Origin of the sequence: Thermasporomyces composti, from assembly GCF_003386795.1 — a bacterium.
In the GTDB taxonomy this organism is placed as follows: domain Bacteria; phylum Actinomycetota; class Actinomycetes; order Propionibacteriales; family Actinopolymorphaceae; genus Thermasporomyces; species Thermasporomyces composti.
This window is the reverse complement of sequence record NZ_QTUC01000001.1, coordinates 2,302,679-2,321,790: the sequence shown is the minus strand read 5'-3', so window position 1 is coordinate 2,321,790 and position 19,112 is coordinate 2,302,679. Positions and strand designations below refer to the sequence as shown.

The 19,112-nt window shown below is 70.2% G+C and carries 13 protein-coding genes; 2 read left to right on the top strand and 11 right to left on the bottom strand.

Features of this window, described 5'->3' with window-relative positions; translation table 11 throughout:
* Positions 1–338: 338 nt before the first annotated feature.
* From DFJ64_RS09980 to DFJ64_RS09965, 4 genes are all read right to left on the bottom strand, one after another.
* The gene (locus DFJ64_RS09980; RefSeq protein WP_115850219.1) at positions 339–1,652 is read right to left on the bottom strand and encodes a CaiB/BaiF CoA transferase family protein; all 1,314 of its coding nucleotides are present in this window, start codon (positions 1,650–1,652) and stop codon (positions 339–341) included.
* 124 nt (positions 1,653–1,776) lie between these two features.
* Positions 1,777–2,571 carry a hypothetical protein gene (locus tag DFJ64_RS19685; RefSeq protein WP_211310557.1) on the bottom strand — a complete coding sequence of 265 codons (795 nt, stop codon included), beginning with the start codon at positions 2,569–2,571 and terminating at the stop codon, positions 1,777–1,779.
* Positions 2,568–3,161, bottom strand: coding sequence for a SatD family protein (locus DFJ64_RS09970; RefSeq protein WP_115850218.1), 594 nt, complete (start codon positions 3,159–3,161; stop codon positions 2,568–2,570). The genes DFJ64_RS19685 and DFJ64_RS09970 overlap by 4 nt, the downstream gene beginning before the upstream one ends.
* 108 nt (positions 3,162–3,269) lie before the next feature.
* A complete protein-coding gene (locus tag DFJ64_RS09965) occupies positions 3,270–5,420 on the bottom strand; it encodes a 3-hydroxyacyl-CoA dehydrogenase NAD-binding domain-containing protein (RefSeq protein WP_170152567.1) in 2,151 nt (716 codons plus the stop codon).
* A gap of 168 nt (positions 5,421–5,588) precedes the next feature.
* Here DFJ64_RS09965 and DFJ64_RS09960 point away from each other — a divergent pair, with 168 nt between their 5' ends.
* Entirely contained in the window at positions 5,589–7,715 is a 2,127-nt protein-coding gene (locus tag DFJ64_RS09960; RefSeq protein ID WP_245941048.1) for a glycogen debranching N-terminal domain-containing protein, read from the top strand.
* A 47-nt stretch (positions 7,716–7,762) separates the two neighbouring features.
* Here the strand turns inward: DFJ64_RS09960 and DFJ64_RS09955 are convergent, their stop codons facing one another.
* Positions 7,763–8,965 (bottom strand): acetyl-CoA C-acetyltransferase, encoded by a 1,203-nt coding sequence (locus DFJ64_RS09955; protein ID WP_115850216.1) that lies wholly within the window; start codon positions 8,963–8,965, stop codon positions 7,763–7,765.
* Positions 8,966–9,149: 184 nt separating this feature from the next.
* Here DFJ64_RS09955 and DFJ64_RS09950 point away from each other — a divergent pair, with 184 nt between their 5' ends.
* On the top strand, positions 9,150–9,890 hold the full coding sequence (locus DFJ64_RS09950; RefSeq protein WP_115850215.1) for a phosphotransferase: 741 nt from the start codon (positions 9,150–9,152) through the stop codon (positions 9,888–9,890).
* Positions 9,891–9,945: 55 nt separating this feature from the next.
* Here DFJ64_RS09950 and DFJ64_RS09945 read toward each other — a convergent pair whose 3' ends face one another.
* From DFJ64_RS09945 to DFJ64_RS09920, 6 genes are all read right to left on the bottom strand, one after another.
* Positions 9,946–10,878, bottom strand: a complete 933-nt coding sequence (locus DFJ64_RS09945) for a ferredoxin family protein (RefSeq protein ID WP_115850214.1) — start codon at positions 10,876–10,878, stop codon at positions 9,946–9,948.
* A 351-nt stretch (positions 10,879–11,229) separates the two neighbouring features.
* On the bottom strand, positions 11,230–12,171 hold the full coding sequence (locus DFJ64_RS09940; RefSeq protein ID WP_115850213.1) for a glycine betaine ABC transporter substrate-binding protein: 942 nt from the start codon (positions 12,169–12,171) through the stop codon (positions 11,230–11,232).
* Between the two features lie 215 nt (positions 12,172–12,386).
* Positions 12,387–13,388 (bottom strand): ABC transporter permease, encoded by a 1,002-nt coding sequence (locus DFJ64_RS09935; RefSeq protein WP_115850212.1) that lies wholly within the window; start codon positions 13,386–13,388, stop codon positions 12,387–12,389.
* Positions 13,385–14,737 carry a quaternary amine ABC transporter ATP-binding protein gene (locus tag DFJ64_RS09930; protein WP_115850211.1) on the bottom strand — a complete coding sequence of 451 codons (1,353 nt, stop codon included), beginning with the start codon at positions 14,735–14,737 and terminating at the stop codon, positions 13,385–13,387. The genes DFJ64_RS09935 and DFJ64_RS09930 overlap by 4 nt, the downstream gene beginning before the upstream one ends.
* 510 nt (positions 14,738–15,247) lie before the next feature.
* The gene (locus DFJ64_RS09925) at positions 15,248–17,191 is read right to left on the bottom strand and encodes an ABC transporter ATP-binding protein (RefSeq protein WP_211310556.1); all 1,944 of its coding nucleotides are present in this window, start codon (positions 17,189–17,191) and stop codon (positions 15,248–15,250) included.
* Positions 17,188–18,906 carry an ABC transporter ATP-binding protein gene (locus DFJ64_RS09920; RefSeq protein WP_425452186.1) on the bottom strand — a complete coding sequence of 573 codons (1,719 nt, stop codon included), beginning with the start codon at positions 18,904–18,906 and terminating at the stop codon, positions 17,188–17,190. Before DFJ64_RS09920 ends, DFJ64_RS09925 begins: the two co-directional genes overlap by 4 nt.
* Between the last annotated feature and the right edge of the window lie 206 nt (positions 18,907–19,112).

Below are 19,112 nucleotides of genomic sequence, written 5' to 3'. Positions count from 1 at the left end.
CCGGCGCCTCGGCGTCGTCGCCACCGGTGGGCGCGAACGAGCCGTTGCGCACGACCGCGACACCGCGTGTCGTAGTCGTGCAACCAACGTACTCACCGCACCCCGCCTCTGCACCCGATCCGGCGTCCGTCCGGCTCCGGCCAACGGCGTGGCCGTCGTCCCCGCCCACTGGTGTGACGTGCCGTTTCGCCGGTCGTCCCACAGACCCGCCATGGAACTTGCGTTCAGGATCGGCCGGGCTCCCGGCGTGACACCATGTCGGAATCCACCGTTCGTTGGAGCTGTTTGGTGTACGGCTCCCACAGTTAGTCGTACGCCCGATTTCTTGAACGGATGTCTCATTCCGGCCATCGCCGCGCCGGCGACGGCGACGCCGGGCGTGCCGGCCGGTCGACGACGGCCTTGGTCCGCAGGAGCTCGTCGACCTCGGCGGGACTGAAGCCCCAGTCGAGCAGGGCTGTCCGCGAGTGCTGGCCAGCGTACGGCGCCGGTCCAGCGATCCTGCCCGGCGTGCGGGACAGGCGCGGGGCAACGCCGGGTTGGCGCACGCCGTCGACCTCGACGAACGTGCGCCGAGCGGCGAGGTGGGGGTGGTGTGGCGCCTCGTCCAGGTCGAGGACGGGCACGACGCAGGCGTCGGTGCCGTCGAATCGCTCGACCCACTCCTGCCGCGTCTTCGTCGCGAACACCTCGGCGAATCGCCGGTGCAGGAGCGGCCAGCCCGACCGGTCGTATTGGTCAGGTAGGTCTTCCGCCGCCAGCCCGAGACCCTGCAGGAGAGCGGCGTAGAACGCCGGTTCCAGGCTGCCCACGGCGACGTACCGGCCGTCGGCGCAGGCATACGTTCGGTAGAACGGCGCGCCCCCGTCGAGGAGGTTCTCTCCCCGCCCGTCCCTCCAGCCTCCGGTGGCCCGGAGACCGCGCAGGTGGGCGGTCAGCAATGCCACGCCGTCCACCATCGCCGCGTCGACGACCTGCCCACGCCCGGAACGCTCGCGTTCCCACAGCGCCGCGAGGATTCCGACGACCGCGAGCATGCCTCCACCACCGAAGTCGGCGACGTAGTTGAGCGGGGGGATCGGCGGCCGATCCGCGGGCCCGAGCGGCGCCAAGGCGCCCGCCAGGGCGAGGTAGTTGATGTCGTGCCCCGCGGTGTGGGCGAGCGGACCGTCCTGTCCCCACCCGGTGATCCGGGCGTAGACGAGGCGTGGGTTCCGGGCGAGGCAATCGGCCGGGCCGATGCCTAACCGCTCGCAGACTCCAGGGCGGAAGCCCTCGATGAGGACGTCGGCCCTCTCGACCAGGCGCAGGACCGTCTCCGGACCGCGCGGGTGCTTGAGGTCGACGGCGACGGATCGACGGCCTCGGCCGAGCGGGTCGAGCCACCCCACATCCACGGGCGACGATGGCGGTACCGTCAGGGAGGTCTGGGCTCTCGAGGATCTCTGCGTCGTCGAGGGGGTCGTCGAGGAGACCACCCCGCTCATCGACTTCCGTGTCGTCGGGACGTCCTCGGACGTCGAGGAGTCCTGTGGCGGCCGATCGACGCGCACCACCTCGGCACCGAGGTCGGACAGGACGGTCGCGGCGAAGGGACCGGGCGCCAGGCTCGCGATCTCCACCACCCGGAGGCCCCGCAACGGTCCAGGCACGCCTCACCCACTTCAGCTCACACGTGTGGCAAGACTCTCTTGCCACACGTCAGCATTCCCTCAGCGTCAGCATTCCCTCAGCGTCGGCATTCCCTCAGTGTCGGCGCCTGAACGGCGGGACCGGTCAGCCGGCGAGCAGGCCCACACCCGCGGCGGACGCGGCCCAGAGGAGGCTGGTGAAGGTGCCGATGATGAACCGCTCGGCGGCGCCGGGCGCGCGGAGCTCGGGGTACCGACCGAGACCTTTGACCGCGAGGACGACGACGATGCCCTCGGTCAGGCCAGTCAGGAGGGACGCGGTGACGGCGGCCCGCTCGAGCGCTCCGATCCAGGTGCCGCCCTTGAGCACGGTCGTGTCGCCGTGAGCGGCCTGGGTCTGGTCCCGCGTCGAGGGGCGCACGGCGAGCGTCGCGTCGTCGCGCACCGGCGAGCTCGCCTCGGACGTCGCGACACGGGTCCGACCATTCTCCGCCAGCTTCTCCGCCAGTCCCTGGGCTGCCGGAGTGTCGCCGGCCGGGGTGTCGGCTCCCTCGCTCGGCGGGGCGACCGCCGCCGGCGATGGACCCGTGGCCGCGCCGTCGGTTCCAGACCCGTCCTCACCCCGCTGAGGATGCTCCGCGGGATCGAGGACGTTGGGGACACCCGACCCCTCCGCGCCGCGCAGGACGGCGAGAGTCACCGCGCGTCCGCCGGCGACGGACACGCCGACGGTGAGGACGAACACCGTTCCACGCACCCATCCGCCCGCGTCGCCGGATCCGCTCGCCATGAGGGCGGCGGCGAGGCCGAGGGCGGCCGCTGGCGCACCGGCCACGAGCCACCACGGCTCACGTTCGAGCCGCGCCGAGATGTCAGGGTGCCAACTGGCCAGACTCGCGGCGAACAGCACGGTGAGGACGACGAGACTGAGCCCGGTCATCGGTCGGCCCACGCCAGCAGGCGGCCCGCGAGGGGCCGGGCCCGGTGCTCCTCGTGCCACAGGGCCGCCCGCAGCCGCTGACTCACGGCCTGCGGGCTGATGCCCAGACGCGTCGCGACCTCCTTCTGGGTGAGTCCGCGTTCCATGAGGTCGGCCACCTCCCACCCCTGAGGGCTTCGGCGTTGGATCACCGCCGCCAAGAGTGCCAGCAACGCCTCCGCGTCGCTCGCCGACACGGGATCGGGTCCGACCACGGCCAACCGAGAGGCGCTCGCCTTGGCCCGCTGAACCGCTTCGCGTGCGTGGACGAACGCCGGGCCGCTCGCCGCTCGCACGCTCGGGGGCACCGGCTGGCGGACGGCGCCGAGGCCGACGCCGACGTACCAGGTGCCGGCGCGCACCAGGTCCAGGATCACAGCGACCGCGTCGTCCGGTCGGTCGAGAAGTCCTTGCACCTCGTCGCCGGCGGTGCGCTCGAACGGTCGCACCAGGCGTCCGACCTCGGGTCGGCTCTTGAGGCGACGAAGCAGTTCCTCGACCCGGTCCAGGTCGTGGCGACTGTCTCGCTGGTCGATCGTCAGGACCAGCATGCGAGCCCTCCTGGCGTCCCTGCTGCGGTTGAGGCACGCCTCACGCTACCGGCTCAGTCAAGCCCACAACCTTGATCTCGCACACTCAAGCCCGTGGGCCTGATCACCTCAGACCCGGACAGCGGGTGGTTCGAACCGCTCCCCGTACCGCCGCGCCAGCTCCTGGGCACGGTGGTTGAACACCGCGGGACCGCCAACGGCCCGGACGAACTGCGCGGCGCCACCCGTCCAGGCGGGGAAGCCGATGCCGAACACACTGCCGATGTTGGCGTCGCGCGGCGAGGTCACCACGCCCTCGTCCAGGCAGCGCAGCGTCTCGATCGCCTGGATGAACAGCAGCCGATCGACGATGTCCTCCCGGGGCACGTCACCCGACCCCACAGCGAACCGCTGGGACAGCTCCGGCCACAACCGCTTCGAGCCGTTGGCCGTCGCCGCGCTCTGTCCGTTGCCCCCCGGTGAGCGACCGGTGGGATCCACCGCGGGATAGTCGTAGAAGCCGGCGCCAGCCGCCTTCCCCGGCCGGCCCAACTCGTGGACCATTCGGTCGATGACCGCGTAGGCCGGATGCTCGGGCGGCGTCCTCCCCTCAGCCGCCAGGTCAGCGACCTCCTGCGCCCGGATGCGCGACACGAGCGCCAGGCTCACCTCGTCGGCGACGGCGAGCGGGCCCACGGGGAAACCCGCCGTGCGCGCGAGGTTCTCCACCATCGCCGGCGGGACGCCTTCGACGACCATGGCGATGCCCTCGGTGAGGTAGGCGCCGAAGACTCGGGAGGTGAAGAAGCCTCGGCTGTCGTTGACCAGGATGGGCAGCTTGCCGATCTGGCGCGCGAAGTCGAACGCGCGCGCCAAGGTCTCCTCCGACGTCCGCCGGCCGCGAATGATCTCCACCAGCTGCATGCGATGCACCGGCGAGAAGAAGTGCAGGCCCACGAACCGACTCGGGTCGGCGAGAGCGTCGGCCAGCCCATCGATGGGGAGAGTCGAGGTGTTGGACGCCAGGACAGCGTCCGGCCCGACGATTCGCTCAGCGCCAGCGAGCACGCGATGCTTGAGGTCCCGGTCCTCGAAGACGGCCTCGATGACGAGCTCGGCACCGGCGAGGTCAGCGTCCCTGTCCGTGGGCGTGATACGACCGAGCACGTCATTCCGCTCAGCCGACCGGCGCTCGTCCAGCAGCGACGCGATCCGGGCCTTGCCGGACTCGGCCGCCTGGGTGGAGACGTCCTTGAGCACGACGTCGACGCCGGCGCGAGCGCTGACGTAGGAGATGCCGGAGCCCATCATGCCGGCGCCCAGGACACCCAGCCGGCGCACCGACCGGCGTTCGTAGCCGCTGGGCCGGGACGCTCCGCGCAGCACCTCCTGACGCCCGAACCACAGGGTGCCGATCATGTTCTTGGCCACCTGGCTGGTCACGAGCTCGAGGAAGTACCGCGTCTCGATCTCGAACGCCGTGTCCACGTCGACGAAGAGTCCCTCCACCGCCGCGGCGAGGATGCGCTCCGGCGCGGGGTAGGCCCCGTGGGTGCGGCTGGTGAGCATGGCTGGCGCCACCGAGAGCTCTGCGTAGCCTCGCGCGCCAGGCGCCAGGCCCGGAATCGTGTAGTCGGGCCGATCCCACGGCTGGGTTGGGTCGGGATCGGAGCGCACCCACGCCAGCGCACGCTCCATGACGTCCTCTCGGCTGCTGGCGAGCTCGTCGACGATCCCGGCGCGCAGAGCGGCCTGGGGATCCAGGTGCGTGCCCTCGACGAGCAGCGGCAGCGCGGCTCGAAGACCGAGCAACCGGACGGAGCGGACAATCCCTCCCGCCCCGGGCAGCAGGCCCAGAGTCACCTCAGGGAAACCGAACCTCACGCTGGGCTCGTCCAGCGCCACCCTGTGTCGGCACGCGAGCGCGATCTCCAGACCGGCGCCGAGCGCCGAGCCGGTGAGGGCCGCCACGACCGGACGCCCGAGGCGCTCCAGCCGACGCAACTGACTCTTGACGCTGCCCAGGAAGCGACCGAACTCGGGGAGGTCATCCCTCGTCACGCCGAGCAACATCTCGAGGTCACCCCCGGCGAAGAACGTCTCCTTCGCGGAGGTGATGACCACCCCTCGGATCTGGGAACGCTCTCGCTCGAGCTGGTCGATGGCCGACCCCATCGCCTGGACGTACGCTGTGTTCATGACGTTGGTCGACCGGCCCGGCTGGTCCAAGGTGAGGATCGCCACACCGTCGGCACTCTTGTCGTACCGCACCGCTTGCATAACCTTCTCCTGATCCACCAGGCCCAAGCCTGTTAGTCCAATGTCCCTCCCCACCCCTTTTCCCATGCCGTCGCTTCGACTCCTTGCCAGACTGACGTGTCAACGCGTCGACGTCTCGGCGTAGAACGACGAAGCGACCGACGAAGCGACGCGAGAGAGGAGCCCTCGGTGGGCGCACCCTTCCTGCACGACCTTGTCACCTGCGTGCACGCGCCAACGGTCGCCCTGTCCGGTATGGATGGCCAGATTCGGCCAGGTGGTATCGAAGGCGTGCTCCGACACGACCGCCGGATCCTGTCGGAGCTGGTGGTGGACGTCGACGGCCGGGAGCCCGTGTCCGTCGGTCACACCATCATCGACGCTCGCACCGCCAGGTTCGTCGGCGTGGTTCGACACCTCGGAGGTGACGGCGCCGACCCCCAGGTGAGGTTGGAGCGAGAGCGTCGCGTCAGCGCCGATGGGATCACCGAGCGGCTCACCCTGGCCAACGCGTCGCGGTCGGCGATCACGGCCACCGTTCGCGTTCGGATCGCCTCCGACTTCGCCACGATGAACGCACTCCGCCGCGGTGAGCAGACCGCGCCCGTCCCGCCCGTGACGACCGGCCAAGGCACCACGGTCTGGGCCGACGACCACGACCGGGTGACGGTCCGGGTGGAGGAAGTCGACCCCAGCGACAGCATGGCGGCTGTCGCGTCGACGTCCGTTCCGTCGGGACCGGTCCCCACCCTGCAACCGGACGGCGCGGCGGTGTTCACCTGGGCGATCACCGTTCCCGCGCGGGTCGCCTGGACCGCGCGCGTCGCGCTCCAGACCGAGCCCCTCGTCGATGTCACGGGTGAGCAGCCGCGGGACACCGCCTTCTTCCTCGCGGCGGACGGTCCTGGCTGGGACACCGTGACCGTGACGGGGCCAACGGACCTGAGCCGCCTCATCACGCGCAGCGTCGACGACCTGAGGGCGCTCACCCTCGCTGACCCCGCCGCGCCCGAGGACGTCTTCTTCGCCGCCGGCAGCCCGTGGTACTTCACGCTGTTCGGGCGTGACTCGCTCTGGGCGGCGCGATTCACGTTGCCGCTGGGGACGGACCTCGCCCGCGGCACCCTGCGAACCCTCGCTCGCCGCCAGGGAACCGTCCACGACATCACGACAGCGGAGGCGCCCGGCAAGATCCTCCACGAGGTGCGCACGGCCTCGGTCAAACTCTCCGACCAGGGCAGCCTGCCGCCGGTCTACTTCGGCACCATCGACGCCACGGCCCTGTGGATCTCCCTGCTGCACGACGCGTGGCGGTGGGGTATGGCGCGAGACGACGTGGCCGCCCTGCTCGATCCCCTTCGGGCGGCGCTCGACTGGCTGCTCCGCTACGCCGACTCCGACGGCGACGGACTTCTGGAGTACCTCGACGAGACGGGGCAAGGGCTGGCCAACCAAGGCTGGAAGGATTCCGGCGACTCCATCCAGTTCCCGGACGGACGGATCGCCACGGCACCGATCGCGCTCAGCGAGGCGCAGGCGTACGCGCACGAGGCCGCCCTCGACGGCGCCGCCCTGCTCGACGCCTTCGGCCTGGACGGCGGGGACGAGCTGCGCGAGTGGGCGCGAGCCTTGCGGGAGCGCTTCCGCATGACGTTCTGGGTCACCGACGCCCGGGGACGGTTCCCCGCCCTCGCGCTCGACGGCAGCAAGGCGCCCGTCGGGACCGCGACATCCAACCTCGGCCACCTGCTGGCGACCGGTCTGCTCGACCCGCAGGAGGCCGCTGACGTCGCGGCCCGCATCGGGCAGCCGGATCTGGACTCGGGCTACGGTCTCCGCACGATGAGCTCCGACGCGGCTGGCTTCCACCCCCTCGGCTACCACGCCGGGTCGGTGTGGCCGCACGACACGGCGATCGCGATTCTCGGACTCGTCCGCGAGGGACACACCGCGCAGGCGGCGGCGCTGGCCACCGGACTCGTCCGCGCGGCGCCGGAGTTCGCGTTTCGGCTCCCGGAGCTCTTCGCTGGCACCGACGGCCGAACCGGCCAGCCGGTCCTGGCCTACCCAGCGTCGTGCCGCCCACAGGCGTGGTCGGCCGCGGCGGCGATCGCGCTGTTGCAGGCCGCGCTCGGTCTGGAGGTCGACGTTCCGGCCGGTGAGCTGCGGGTGGCGCCGGCGCCGGAGTTCTCGGCGTGGTTCCCGCTGCGAGTCACCGGGCTGCGCGTGGCAGGCCACCCGTTGACCGTGGAGGTGGACGCGGCGGGCAAGGCGAAAGTCGAGACGACGGCGCCCGTCCTCGTCAAGGTCGAGTGAGGCCGGTCTGCGGGTAGGCACGCGGCGAGCGCGCCGGTGAGGGGTGCTCAGACTCGCTCGATGATCGTGGCCACGCCCATGCCACCGCCGACGCACAAGGTGACCAGGCCGCGGCGCAGGTCACGGCGCTCGAGCTCGTCGAGCAAGGTGCCCAGCAGCATCGCGCCGGTCGCGCCGAGCGGATGGCCGAGCGCGATCGCGCCGCCGTTGACGTTGACGATGTCGTGCGGGACCCCGAGCTCGCGCATGAAGCGCAGGACCACCGCCGCGAACGCCTCGTTCACCTCGAACAGGTCGATGTCGCCGACTGTCAGGCCGGCCTTGGCCAGCGCCTTCCGCGCGGCTGGGCCCGGACCGAGGAGCATGATCGTCGGATCGGTGCCCACGGCCGCGGTGCTCACGATCCGAGCTCTCGGCGCCAGGCCAAGGTCGGCACCGACCCGCTCGTTGCCGATCAGCACAGCCGCCGCGCCGTCGACGATCTGCGAGGAGTTCCCCGCCGTGTGGACGTGGTTGATCCGCTCCACCATCGGGTACCGGTCGATCGCCACCGCGTCGAAGCCCATGGCGCCGAGCTCGGCGAAGCTGGGCTTGAGCTCCGCGAGTCCGGCCACCGTCGTGTCGGGCCGGATCGCCTCGTCCGCGTCGAGCAGCACGGTGCCGTTCTGGTCGACGACCGGGACCAGGGAACGATCGAAGTAGCCCTTGTCGCGGGCCTGGGTCGCCCGCTGCTGCGACTCCCAGGCGTAGGTGTCCACGTCGAGTCGCGAGAAGCCCTCGAGCGTGGCGATGAGGTCGGCGCTCACCCCTTGCGGGATGAAGCCGGTCTTCAGGCTGGTCTCGGGGTCGATCATCCACGGGCCGCCGTCGGAGCCCATCGGCACCCGCGACATCGACTCCACCCCGCCGGCCACGACGAGGTCGTCGTACCCGGACCGCACCTTCTGGGCGGCGAGGTTGACCGCTTCGAGCCCGGAGGCACAGAAGCGGTTGAGCTGGGTGCCGGGAACGCTGATATCCCACCCGGCCATGAGGACGGCCGCCCGGGCCAGGTCGCCGCCCTGCTCGCCGACCGGGGTGACGATGCCCAACAGGACGTCGTCGACGCGCGCGGTGTCGAGGTCGGCGCGTTCCCGGAGAGCGTCCAGGACGCCGGCCGCCAGCGCCACCGGCTTCACGCTGTGGAGGGCCCCCCGCTTGCCGCGTCCCCGGGGTGTGCGGACGGCATCGAAGATGAACGCCTCGGTCATGCCCTCAGCTTGCCCCGCTCGGCCGACCCGCACCCAGTCTTTCGCCTGGACGATCCCGCGGCCGTCCGGCCTGTCGCCTTCGCCGACGACTCCCGCGGGCCAGCGGGCCCTCGCCCCATGACATGTGAACGGCGCGACGCACGACAGGCTTAGCAATAACGACACGTTCAGGCACTCTTAGTGCATGCGGGAGGAGTTGGTCCTGGGCGGCCGTCGCCACCGTGTCGTCCGGGTCGGCGACACCGTACGACGTCCCATGCCGGCACGCGCGGCCTACGTCCACGACGTCCTGCGCCTCCTCGCTCGCCACGGCTGGCCGGGGGCGCCGCGGTATCTCGGCACCGACGACGAGGGCCGCGAGATCCTCAGCTATCTCCCCGGCCACGTGGCCCGAGAGCCGGCGCAGCCTCCGGACGTCTGGTCGGAGGAGAGCCTGGCGCGCGTCGCACGACTGGTCCGCCAGCTCCATGACCTCACCGCGGGCTCCTGGCTCGCCGGGGACCAGGAGGTGGTCTGCCACAACGCGGTCTCACCCGAGAACACCGTCTACCGCGACGAGGGAGGCCGGTTACGTCCGTACGCCTTCCTCGACTGGGACGACGCGGCACCCGGCCGTCGCGTCCACGACGTGGCGTACCTGTGCTGGCGGTTCCTGCGTCTGGGAACCAGCGCCAACCCGACAGGACCCGCCTCCTTGCTTCGGACGATCGCCGACGCCTACGGGCTCACCATCCGGGATCGTCGTGCGCTGGTCGAGACGATCCTGTGGCGTCAAGACCAGTGCTGGCAGACCATCGAGGCGCGAGCACGGGAGGGCGAGCCGACCATGCGTCGGCTGGTCGAGGAAGGGCACGTGGCGACGATTCAGGACGCCTACTGCTGGGTGGCGGCGCACCGGACCACCCTGGAGGCGGCGTTGTTCTAGTCGCGCGTTGCCGGGCTGCGCGAGCCGTCCGGCACGTCCAGGGCTCGCCGTGACGTCAGCGCCGGCCCGTCGAGGTCTCCACCTCCCGCACGTCGGTGACCACCTGCGCGGCCGGTCGCACCGGCGCCTTCACACAGCTCGTCCGCCGCGCCGGTGTCAGCTGCCGCTCGCACCCACGCACCAGCCACGCACGACCCGACGTCGCGGTCACCCGCGCTTCCCAGTCCGACCCGTCCCAGCGCTCCGCGGCCACGGTGAGCTCGTCAGGGCCGGCTGGAGCGGAGAGCCGCTCGCGTACCGCGAGCTCGGCGACCTGACCCGGTGGCGACCAGGTCGACCTGCCTCGACACCGCCCGCTGACCACCTGGCCTGTCGCGCTCCGGGCCAGGAGGAGAGTGCAGAAGTCCACGTCGAGGCGCCCATACGCGTAGCCCCACGGCAACAGCACGGCTGTCGGCGCGAACCGGTGGCCACCGGTGTGGGTCGTCTCCCACACCGGCGCCGAGCTTCGCGCGACCAGCGCCTCCGCGATCGGCCGACCGCGCAGCGCACAGCACACGTCGCGGCGCCCGTTGGTGCACACCAGCAAGGTCGGACGGGTGTCCGCATGACCGAAACCCTGGTCGTCCCCAGCACCGGCGGCCGCGAGGTCGAGGTCCAGCAGCGTGGCGAGGTCGGCGATCTCGGCGCTCCGGAGCCAGGTCGCGCCTGGACGGGTGTGCGCGAGGATCACTCGTCGCCGAAGCGGCCGATGGTCGTCCGCGTGTCGGCCAGGTCGGCGAATCAACTGGATCCGCACCCCGGTCCCCGTCGCCCGGCGGACCAACTCCGCGCCCACTGCCCGGTCCAGGTGGCTCTCGACCAGGGCGTCAGCGCCGTACGGACCAGGCTGCTCGATGCACAGCCAGGTGAGCGCCCGGGCCGCCGTCCCGGCGAGCGGCTCGTGCAGCGTCGCTGAGAGCGCCGAGCACGACACGTCGTCCTTCACCCGTCTCCCCCGCCTCTCGCAACGGTTACCTACCCCCGGGGGAGCACCCCCGCCCACTGTCGCAGCGGAGACGACGACAGCCGTCCGGAGGGCCGGACCTGGCCGCCCGTTCCCTCGCGGGGCGTCCGCCCTCGGCCACGCGGTGCTGGCTCACAGGAAGGGCGGTGAGGAGACCGAGGTGACGAGCGACCCACGAACGGCTCGGCGCCCGGGGCGATGGCACGGTGCCATGGACACCGTGCCATGGACAGGCCCATGGACACCGTGCCATCGGCACAGGGCCATCGACGCCGGGCGCCGCTTCGGCCGTTCCTCATCAACCGGCGGACCATGCCGCCGGCCGCACACGGCCTAGGAGGTCAGCGAGGCAACGAGATCCGCGTTCTGCTCCATCCAGACCGAGACCCCCTCGGCCTCCTTGCCCTTGTACTGGTTGAGCGCGACGTCCTCGAGCTCGCCGAGGGCCTGGTCGTCCATGGTGAAGCTCGACAGCCACTCGGCGACCTCAGGGAAGTCCTCGCTGAATCCCGCGCGGGCGATCGTGTGGATCTCCTCGACCTCGCCCATCGCGCCCTTGGGGTCCTCGAGGTCACGGAGCGGGAAGCTGGCGTAGGCCCAGTGCGGCCGCCACAGCGTGACGACGACGGGCTTCTCGGCCTTCACCGCCTTCTCCAGCTCCGCCAGCATCGCCGGAGTCGAGGACTTGGTGAGCTGGTACTCCCCTTCCAGGCCGTAACCCGGGAGCGCCTCCTGCTCGGTGACTCGGGTGATGCCGGCGCCCGCCTCGATGCCGATGATCTTGCCGCCGAACTGGCTGCCCTTGCCCTTCAGGTCCTCGATCGACTCGATGCCCTGCACGTAGTCGGGGACTGTCAAGGCGAGCTTGGCGTTGTCGTACCACACGCCGAGGTCCTCGAGCTTGTCGCCGTACTGCTCCCAGTACGTCTGATGGGTGATGGGCAGCCAGCCGTCGAGGAACACGTCGATGTCACCCTTGGCCAGGCCGGCGAACAGAGGGCCGGCGTCGAGCTGGACGAGCTCGACCTCGTAGCCCTTGTCCTCCAGGACCTGCTTCCACAGGTGGCTGAGGACGATGTCCTCGTCCCACGGAATCCAGCCGATGCGAATCTTCTTCTTCGCGCCCTCGCCGTCGTTGGGAGTGCTCGTCGAGGTCTCGGTCGACCGGGATCCACCGTCACCGGTTCCACCGATCGTGCCGCAGCTCGCCAGCAGCATCGCCAGCAGCGCCGCCACCAGCGCGGCCAGTGCTCGGAAGGGACCGCTTCGTCGCACGGTTACCGTCCTTTCTGGGTTGGGGAGCTGCCCGAACCACCTGGTCAGGAACCCGAACCGCCAGGTCAGGAACGCGGCGGCGGCTCAGCAGCCTCCGGTGTCGTGCCAGACCGATCAGTGTCGTCCGGCAACGGCTCGGATGCTTCGGTCAAAGCCCGGTATGAAGGCGCGGCTCGTTCGCCCGAGGAGCGAATCGACGACGACCGCGCCGATTGTCAATTGACGCTTGCGGCGGCCTGGGCGCGCACCACCGCCGAGCGGTTCGTCAACGCGGCGGTCAACCGGTCGAGGTAGACAGCGAGGATGACGACCGCCAGACCGGCCTCGAACCCGGCTGCGACGTCGACGGTCGAGATCGCGGTGTAGACCGCGCTGCCGAGGCCACCGCCGCCGACCAGGCCGGCGATGACGACCATGGACAGGGCCAGCATGATGATCTGGTTGACGCCCGCCATGATCGTGGGCAAGGCCAACGGCAGTTGGATGCCGCGAAGGATCTTCCACGGCGAGGCACCGAACGCCTCACCGGCTTCGACGACCTCGTGGTCGACCTGCCGGATGCCGAGCTCGGTCAGCCGGACTCCCGGCGCCACGGAGAAGACCACGGTGGCGACCACACCGGGAACCACGCCGACACTGAAGACGAAGATCGCCGGAATGAGGTAGACGAACGCCGGCATGGTCTGCAGGAAGTCCAGCACCGGGCGGACCACGCGGCTGATCGCGTCGTTCCGCCCTGCGGCGATGCCGATCGGGATCGCCAGGATGACCGCGACCAGGCTCGCCACGAGGACCAACGCCAGCGTCTCCATCGCGGCTTGCCACTCGCCCATGGCGTCGATCAGGCCGAACGCCACGAGCGAGAAGAGGCCGAACTTCCACCCCCGCAACGCCAGGCCGATGACGGCGAACGCGAGGGTCAGCACGAGCGAGGGTGGCACCTGGGTGATCGCCGCGAGGTAGCCCGCGCCGAGCGCGACCGCGAACGCCACGGCCCCGACCTTCGGTCCCCGCAACGCCAGGCCGAGCAAGCCGAACACCAATGCCAAGCCGGCGATGACCGGCGCGGCGAGGAAGTCCGCCAACGCGCCGACCGCGGTCCCCAGGGCCCCGCCGATCAGGTCGAAGGCGAAGCCGAGATTCTGGGTGAGCCAGTCGACCGAAGCCGCGAAGGCCTTTCCCACCGGGATCTGCGGAATCTCCAGCTGGCCGTTCACGGCTTCACCTCCTCCACGTCGTCGACCTCCGTCACCGCGGAGCGCTCGGTCGCCAACTGGGCGCCACGGCTGGACGGTTCCAGGTCGGCCGACGACTCCGGTGGTGGAGCCGCCGAAGCGGAGCGCCGCGTGTCCTCCCCACGGACGTCGCCGCCACGCGACTCGGCGCTGCCGCCGTTGCCCAGGGCGGCGAGCAGGGTCGCGCGCGGCACGACGCCGAGCAATCGGTTCTCGTCGTCGACGACGGCCAACGGGACCGGACACTCGGCCGACGGCGTCAGCAGGTCGGCCACGAGCGTGTCGGGGCTGACCGTCACCACCTCGTGGTCGTCGAGCAGGCTGGCCAACGACTCCTCACCACGTCGTAGTGCGTCGGCGGTGGCGTCGTCACGAACGGCGCCGAGCAATCGGCGTTCGCGGTCGACCACGAACGCCGCGCCCACTTGGTGCTCACGCATGCTGCGCAACGCCTGGCGTGGTCCAGAGCGCGCCCCCACCACAGCGACCGGCTGCTCCATCACCGCGCTCGCGGTGAGCACCCGCGACCGGTCGACGTCTTGCACGAACTGCGCGACGTAGTCGTTGGCCGGGTCCTGGAGGATCTCCTCGGCGGTGCCGATCTGGACGATGCGTCCGTCTCGCATCATCGCGATGCGATCCCCCAGCCGCATCGCCTCGTTGAGGTCGTGGGTGATGAAGACGATCGTCTTGCCCAGCCGTGACTGCAGCTCGAGCAGCTGGTCCTGCATCTCACGGCGAATCAACGGGTCGAGCGCGCTGAACGCCTCGTCCATCAAGAGCACGTCCGTTCCCGCCGCGAGCGCGCGGGCGAGCCCCACACGTTGCCGCATACCGCCGGAGAGCTGCGTCGGCAGGTGATCGGCCCACGCACCCAAGCCCACGAGGTCCAGCGCCTTCCGCGCGCGCTCCTCGCGTTCGGCCTTCGGGACGCGCTGCACCTCCAGGCCGTACGCGGCGTTCTCCCCGACCGTGCGATGCGGCAGCAGCGCGAAGTGCTGGAACACCATGCTGACCTTCTGCTGGCGCAGGGACCGCAGCGCTTTCGCCGACAGCCCGGTCAGCCGTGTTCCGTCGATGTGGACCTCACCCGACGTCGGTCGCAGGAGACCGTTGAGCATCCGGAGCAAGGTGGACTTGCCGGATCCGGACAGGCCCATGACGACGAAGATCTCGCCATCCTCGACCTCGAAGGACGCGTCGATCACGGCCGGGGTCACGCCTAGCTTGCGGACCGCCTCGCGATCGGCTCCTTGCTCCAGCAGTCGCACGGCCTCGTCAGCGCGGCGACCGAACAGCTTGTAGAGCTTCTGCGCACGTACGGCCGGCACGGGCTCCCTCGTCGTTCTTGTCGCGCACCACACGTCGACATCGACGCCAGTCACGGCGGAGCACTCGGGGCCGTCCACCTCATGCGGTGACACCCGGGTGGGTCCTCCCACCGCGGGCGGGCCGGACGTTACTGGACCGACGGCCGACCCTGCACGGATCGGCACCCCCCACCGCACGGCATGCCTCGTCCGACCAGACCCCTGGACGGGCTAGTTGCTCGTCGACGGTACTCAAGCCCGTTGCGAGCATGCCACCCTGGCGTCGGATTTGTCCATTTCGGCGAGTCAACCGTCACGCAACAGCAAAGAAAAGTGGCGCCGAGTACAGGACGAGTCGCGCACCGTACACAGTCGCCGACTGGACGTCGCGGACTGGAACACGCACCGTCGCGAGCTGAGACACGAGGGAAGGTGCGGGACGGAGGCGACGGTGTGGGACGGAGGCTGTCTCCGTCCCACACCGTCCACGCTGCTCGAGCCCCCGCCAGCCTCGTTCGACGGTGAGCCGGCTCAGGCCAGGCTGTCCAACCAGGCCCGGTGCAGGTCGGCGAACCGGCCGGCTCGAGCGATGAGCTGGTCGGGTGGACCGTCCTCGACGATCCGACCGCGCTCCATCACCAGCACCCGGTCGGCGATCTCCACCGTCGAGAGCCGGTGCGCGATGATCAACGCCGTCCGCTCGGCCAGGATCGTACGCAGGGCGCGCTGGACCAGCCGCTCACTGGGCACGTCGAGACTCGACGTCGCCTCGTCGAGGATGAGCACCGCCGGATTGGCGAGGAAGGCACGGGCGAAGGCCACGAGCTGACGCTGGCCGGCGGAGAGCCGACCACCGCGCTTGCCCACCTCGGTGTCGTACCCCTGCGGCAACGCCGAGATGAACTCATGCGCACCGATCGCCTGGGCGGCGGCGATGATCTCCTTCCTCGACGCGTCCGGACGACCGAACCGAATGTTGTCCGCCACGGTGCCGCTGAACAGGAAGTTCTCCTGCGTCACCATCACCACCGCGCGGCGCAGGGTCGCCTCGTCGAGGTCCCGCAGGTCCACCCCGTCGAGCGTGACCCGACCCTCCAACGGGTCGTAGAACCGGGCGAGCAGCTTGGCCAGCGTCGTCTTGCCCGCACCGGTCGCGCCGACGAGGGCGACCGTCTGACCAGCGGGAATCCGGAGGTCGAGACGCGGTAGGACCAGCTGCGGCTCCTCGGACTGGTCCGAGGCCTCGGCCTGCTTGCGGTCGGCCGGCTGCCGGCGATACCCGAACGCGACACCTTCGAAGCGGACCTCACCGCGCGGGTGACGGAGCGGCACCGGCTTGGCCGGCTCGGGCACGTCGGGCTCCTCCTCCAGGACACCCGACAGCTTCTCCAGCGCGGCGCTGGCCGACTGGAAGGTGTTGTAGAACTGGCTGATCTCCTGCATCGGCTCGTAGAACTGCCGCAGGTACAGCAGGAAGGCGGCGAGCACACCGACGGTCACCTCGTCGTGGAACGCCAGCCATCCGCCGTACAACATGATCGCGGCGACGGTGAGGTTGCCGATGACCTTGACGCCCGGCATGAACACCGCCACGAGCCGCATGCCCCGCATGTTGGCGTCGCGGTAGGCGATGTTCAGCTCCTCGAAGATCTCCTGGTTGCGCGGCTCGCGCCGGAAGGCCTGCACGGCCCGGATACCCGTCATCGACTCGACGAAGTGGACGATGACGGCCGCGACCGTCTCCCGGGTCCGGCGGTAGGCGATGCTCGACTGCCGCCGGAACCACTGCGTGAAGACGAGCAGGATCGGGATGGGCACGAGCGCCACGAGACCCAGGTGCACGTCGAGGAAGAGCAGCAGGATCGCGGTACCCACGAGCGTGAGCACCGCGCTGACGAGCCCGTCGAACCCCGACTGCAACAGCTCGTAGATGGCGTCGATGTCGGAGGTCAGCCGGGAAACCACCCGGCCAGACGTGTACTTCTCGTGGAAGCCGAGCGACAGCTTCTGGAAGTGGTTGAAGACCCGACGCCGCAGCTCCAGCAGGATGTCCTGGCCGATCCGACCGGACAGCTGGAGGAAGGCTTGCCGCGTCGCGGCTTGGCCGACCGCCGCCACCACGATCGCGGCGACCACGGTGAAGAGCGTGGTCGCGCCCTCGTTCGCGATCAAAGGTGGGATGCCCCGGTCGATGCCGACCTTGACCAGGTACGGGATCGCCAGCCGAAGGCCGTTCTCGGCGATGACGATCGCGACCAGCCAGAGGAGCACCTTCTTGTGCGGCCGGAGCAGGTCCCCGAGCAGCCGCCGCGAGCGTTCCCGCAGGAACAGCGACGCCTTCTCGGGAACGTCGTCGTGCTGCTCCGCGGCGACTCCTCGCCAGTCGCGGGTGTCCACACCGCCCTTGGCGGTGCGGGGGTCCCGAACCCCGTCCTTGGGCTCGGCAGGAGCGGTCGAGGTGGAGGAGGTCGTCACGACAGCACCTCCTCCGCGTCGAGGTCGGCATCCTGGGCGAGCAGCTCGCGGTACTGCGGAACCTTCTCCAGCAGCTCGTGGTGCGTGCCGACGTGCGTGATCGTGCCGTTCTGCAACAGCGCCACCTTGTCCGCCAGCAGCACCGTCGACGCCCGGTGGGCGACGACGATCCCGGTCGCCGACTCGAGCACGTGACGGAGCGCCTGCTCGACGAGCGCCTCCGTCTCGACGTCGAGCGCGGACAGCGTGTCGTCGAGCACGAGGATCTTCGGTTTGGTCAGGACGGCACGCGCGAGCGCCAGCCGCTGGCGCTGGCCACCCGACAACGCCATGCCCTGCTCACCGATCCGGGTGTCCAGCCCCCACGGCAGGTCGTAGACGAACGTCGCCTGGGCCACCTCGAGCGCCTCGCGGATCTCCTCGTCCGTCGCGTCGGGGCGACCGAGGGTGAGGTTCTCCCGGACGCTCATGGAGAACAGCGTGGGTTCCTCGAACGCCGTCGCGACGATCGACCGGAGGCACGGCAGGGTCAGGTCACGGATGTCATGACCGTCGATCGTGATGCGACCGCCGGTGACGTCGAACAGCCGAGGAACCAGCGCGGTGAGTGTCGTCTTGCCGGATCCGGTGGCTCCGACGATGGCCACCGTCTCGCCCGGGCGGACGTCGAGCCAGACGTCGCGCAAGACGTCGGTGTCGTCGTCGGGGAACCGGAAGCTCACTCCCTCGAACCGCAGGTGACCCTTGGGGTTGGCGAGCTCGAGCGAGCCGCTCGTGATCGTCGGCTTGGTGTCGAGCACCTCCATGACCCGCTCGGCAGCCGTCATGGCCTCCTGAGCCATGGCGAGGATGTGGCCGAGCGACGCGATGGGCCAGACGAGCTGGAGCATGAGCGTGGTGAAGGCGACGAGCGTGCCGAGCGTCAGCGACCCCCAGCCCACGGCGACCGCGCCGAGGAGGAGCACGATCGCCAGGGTGACGTTGGGCACGAAGCCCAGGAACGTCCAGAACCTGGAGGACAGGCGAACCTTCTCCATCGAGGTGGCGTAGACCTGCCGGGCGCCTTCATCGAAGATGTCGAAGATGTAGTGCCGGCGTCCGAAGGACTTGATCGCCCGGATGCCGACGGCGCTCTCCTCGATGACGGTCGCCAGGTCACCCTGCTCGTCCTGGACCTGCCGCGAGATGCGGATGTAGCGCTTCTCGAAGCGCAGCGACAGCATGATGATCGGCACGGCCGAGGCCGCCACGACGAGCCCCAGCGGCCAGTACATGCGCAGCAACAGCACGGTGACCGTGGTCAGCTGCACGACGTTGGTGATGAGGAAGAGCAGGCCGAAGCCGAGGAAGCGTCGGATGACCGACAGGTCCGTGGTGGCGCGGGAGAGCAGCTGACCGCTCTGCCAGCCACCGTGGAACGCCATCGGCAGTCGTTGCAGGTGCTCGTAGAGGTCGTCGCGGATCTTCGTCTCCAGGCCGAGGACGGCACGAGACTGGATCCAGCGCCGAACCAGGATGAGGAACGCCTCGGTGACACCGAGGAAGATCGCGAGCAGTCCCAACAGCACCAGACCCTTGCTGTCTCGGTGGGCGATGGGACCGTCGATGATCTCTCGGATCACGAGGGGGATCGCCAGGCTCGCGCCCACCCCCGCGAGGGCGGCGAAGAGCATGAAGATCAGCCGGCCTACGTACGGCCGAAGGTAGGAGCGCAACCTCCACAGAGCGTGAAGGCGATGGAACCGAGGTTGATGACTGGACGTCTCAGAGTCCTGCTGGGCGGCAACCGCCGAGGTATCTGATGGCATGGTCGAGTAGGCCACTCCTCACCGAGGTATCGACCGAAGGACACGCGGGAAGCTCCGCCGGATCGCGTGAAGGCCTCCCCACAATCCGGCCAGGTCAACGATGACCTCGTCCA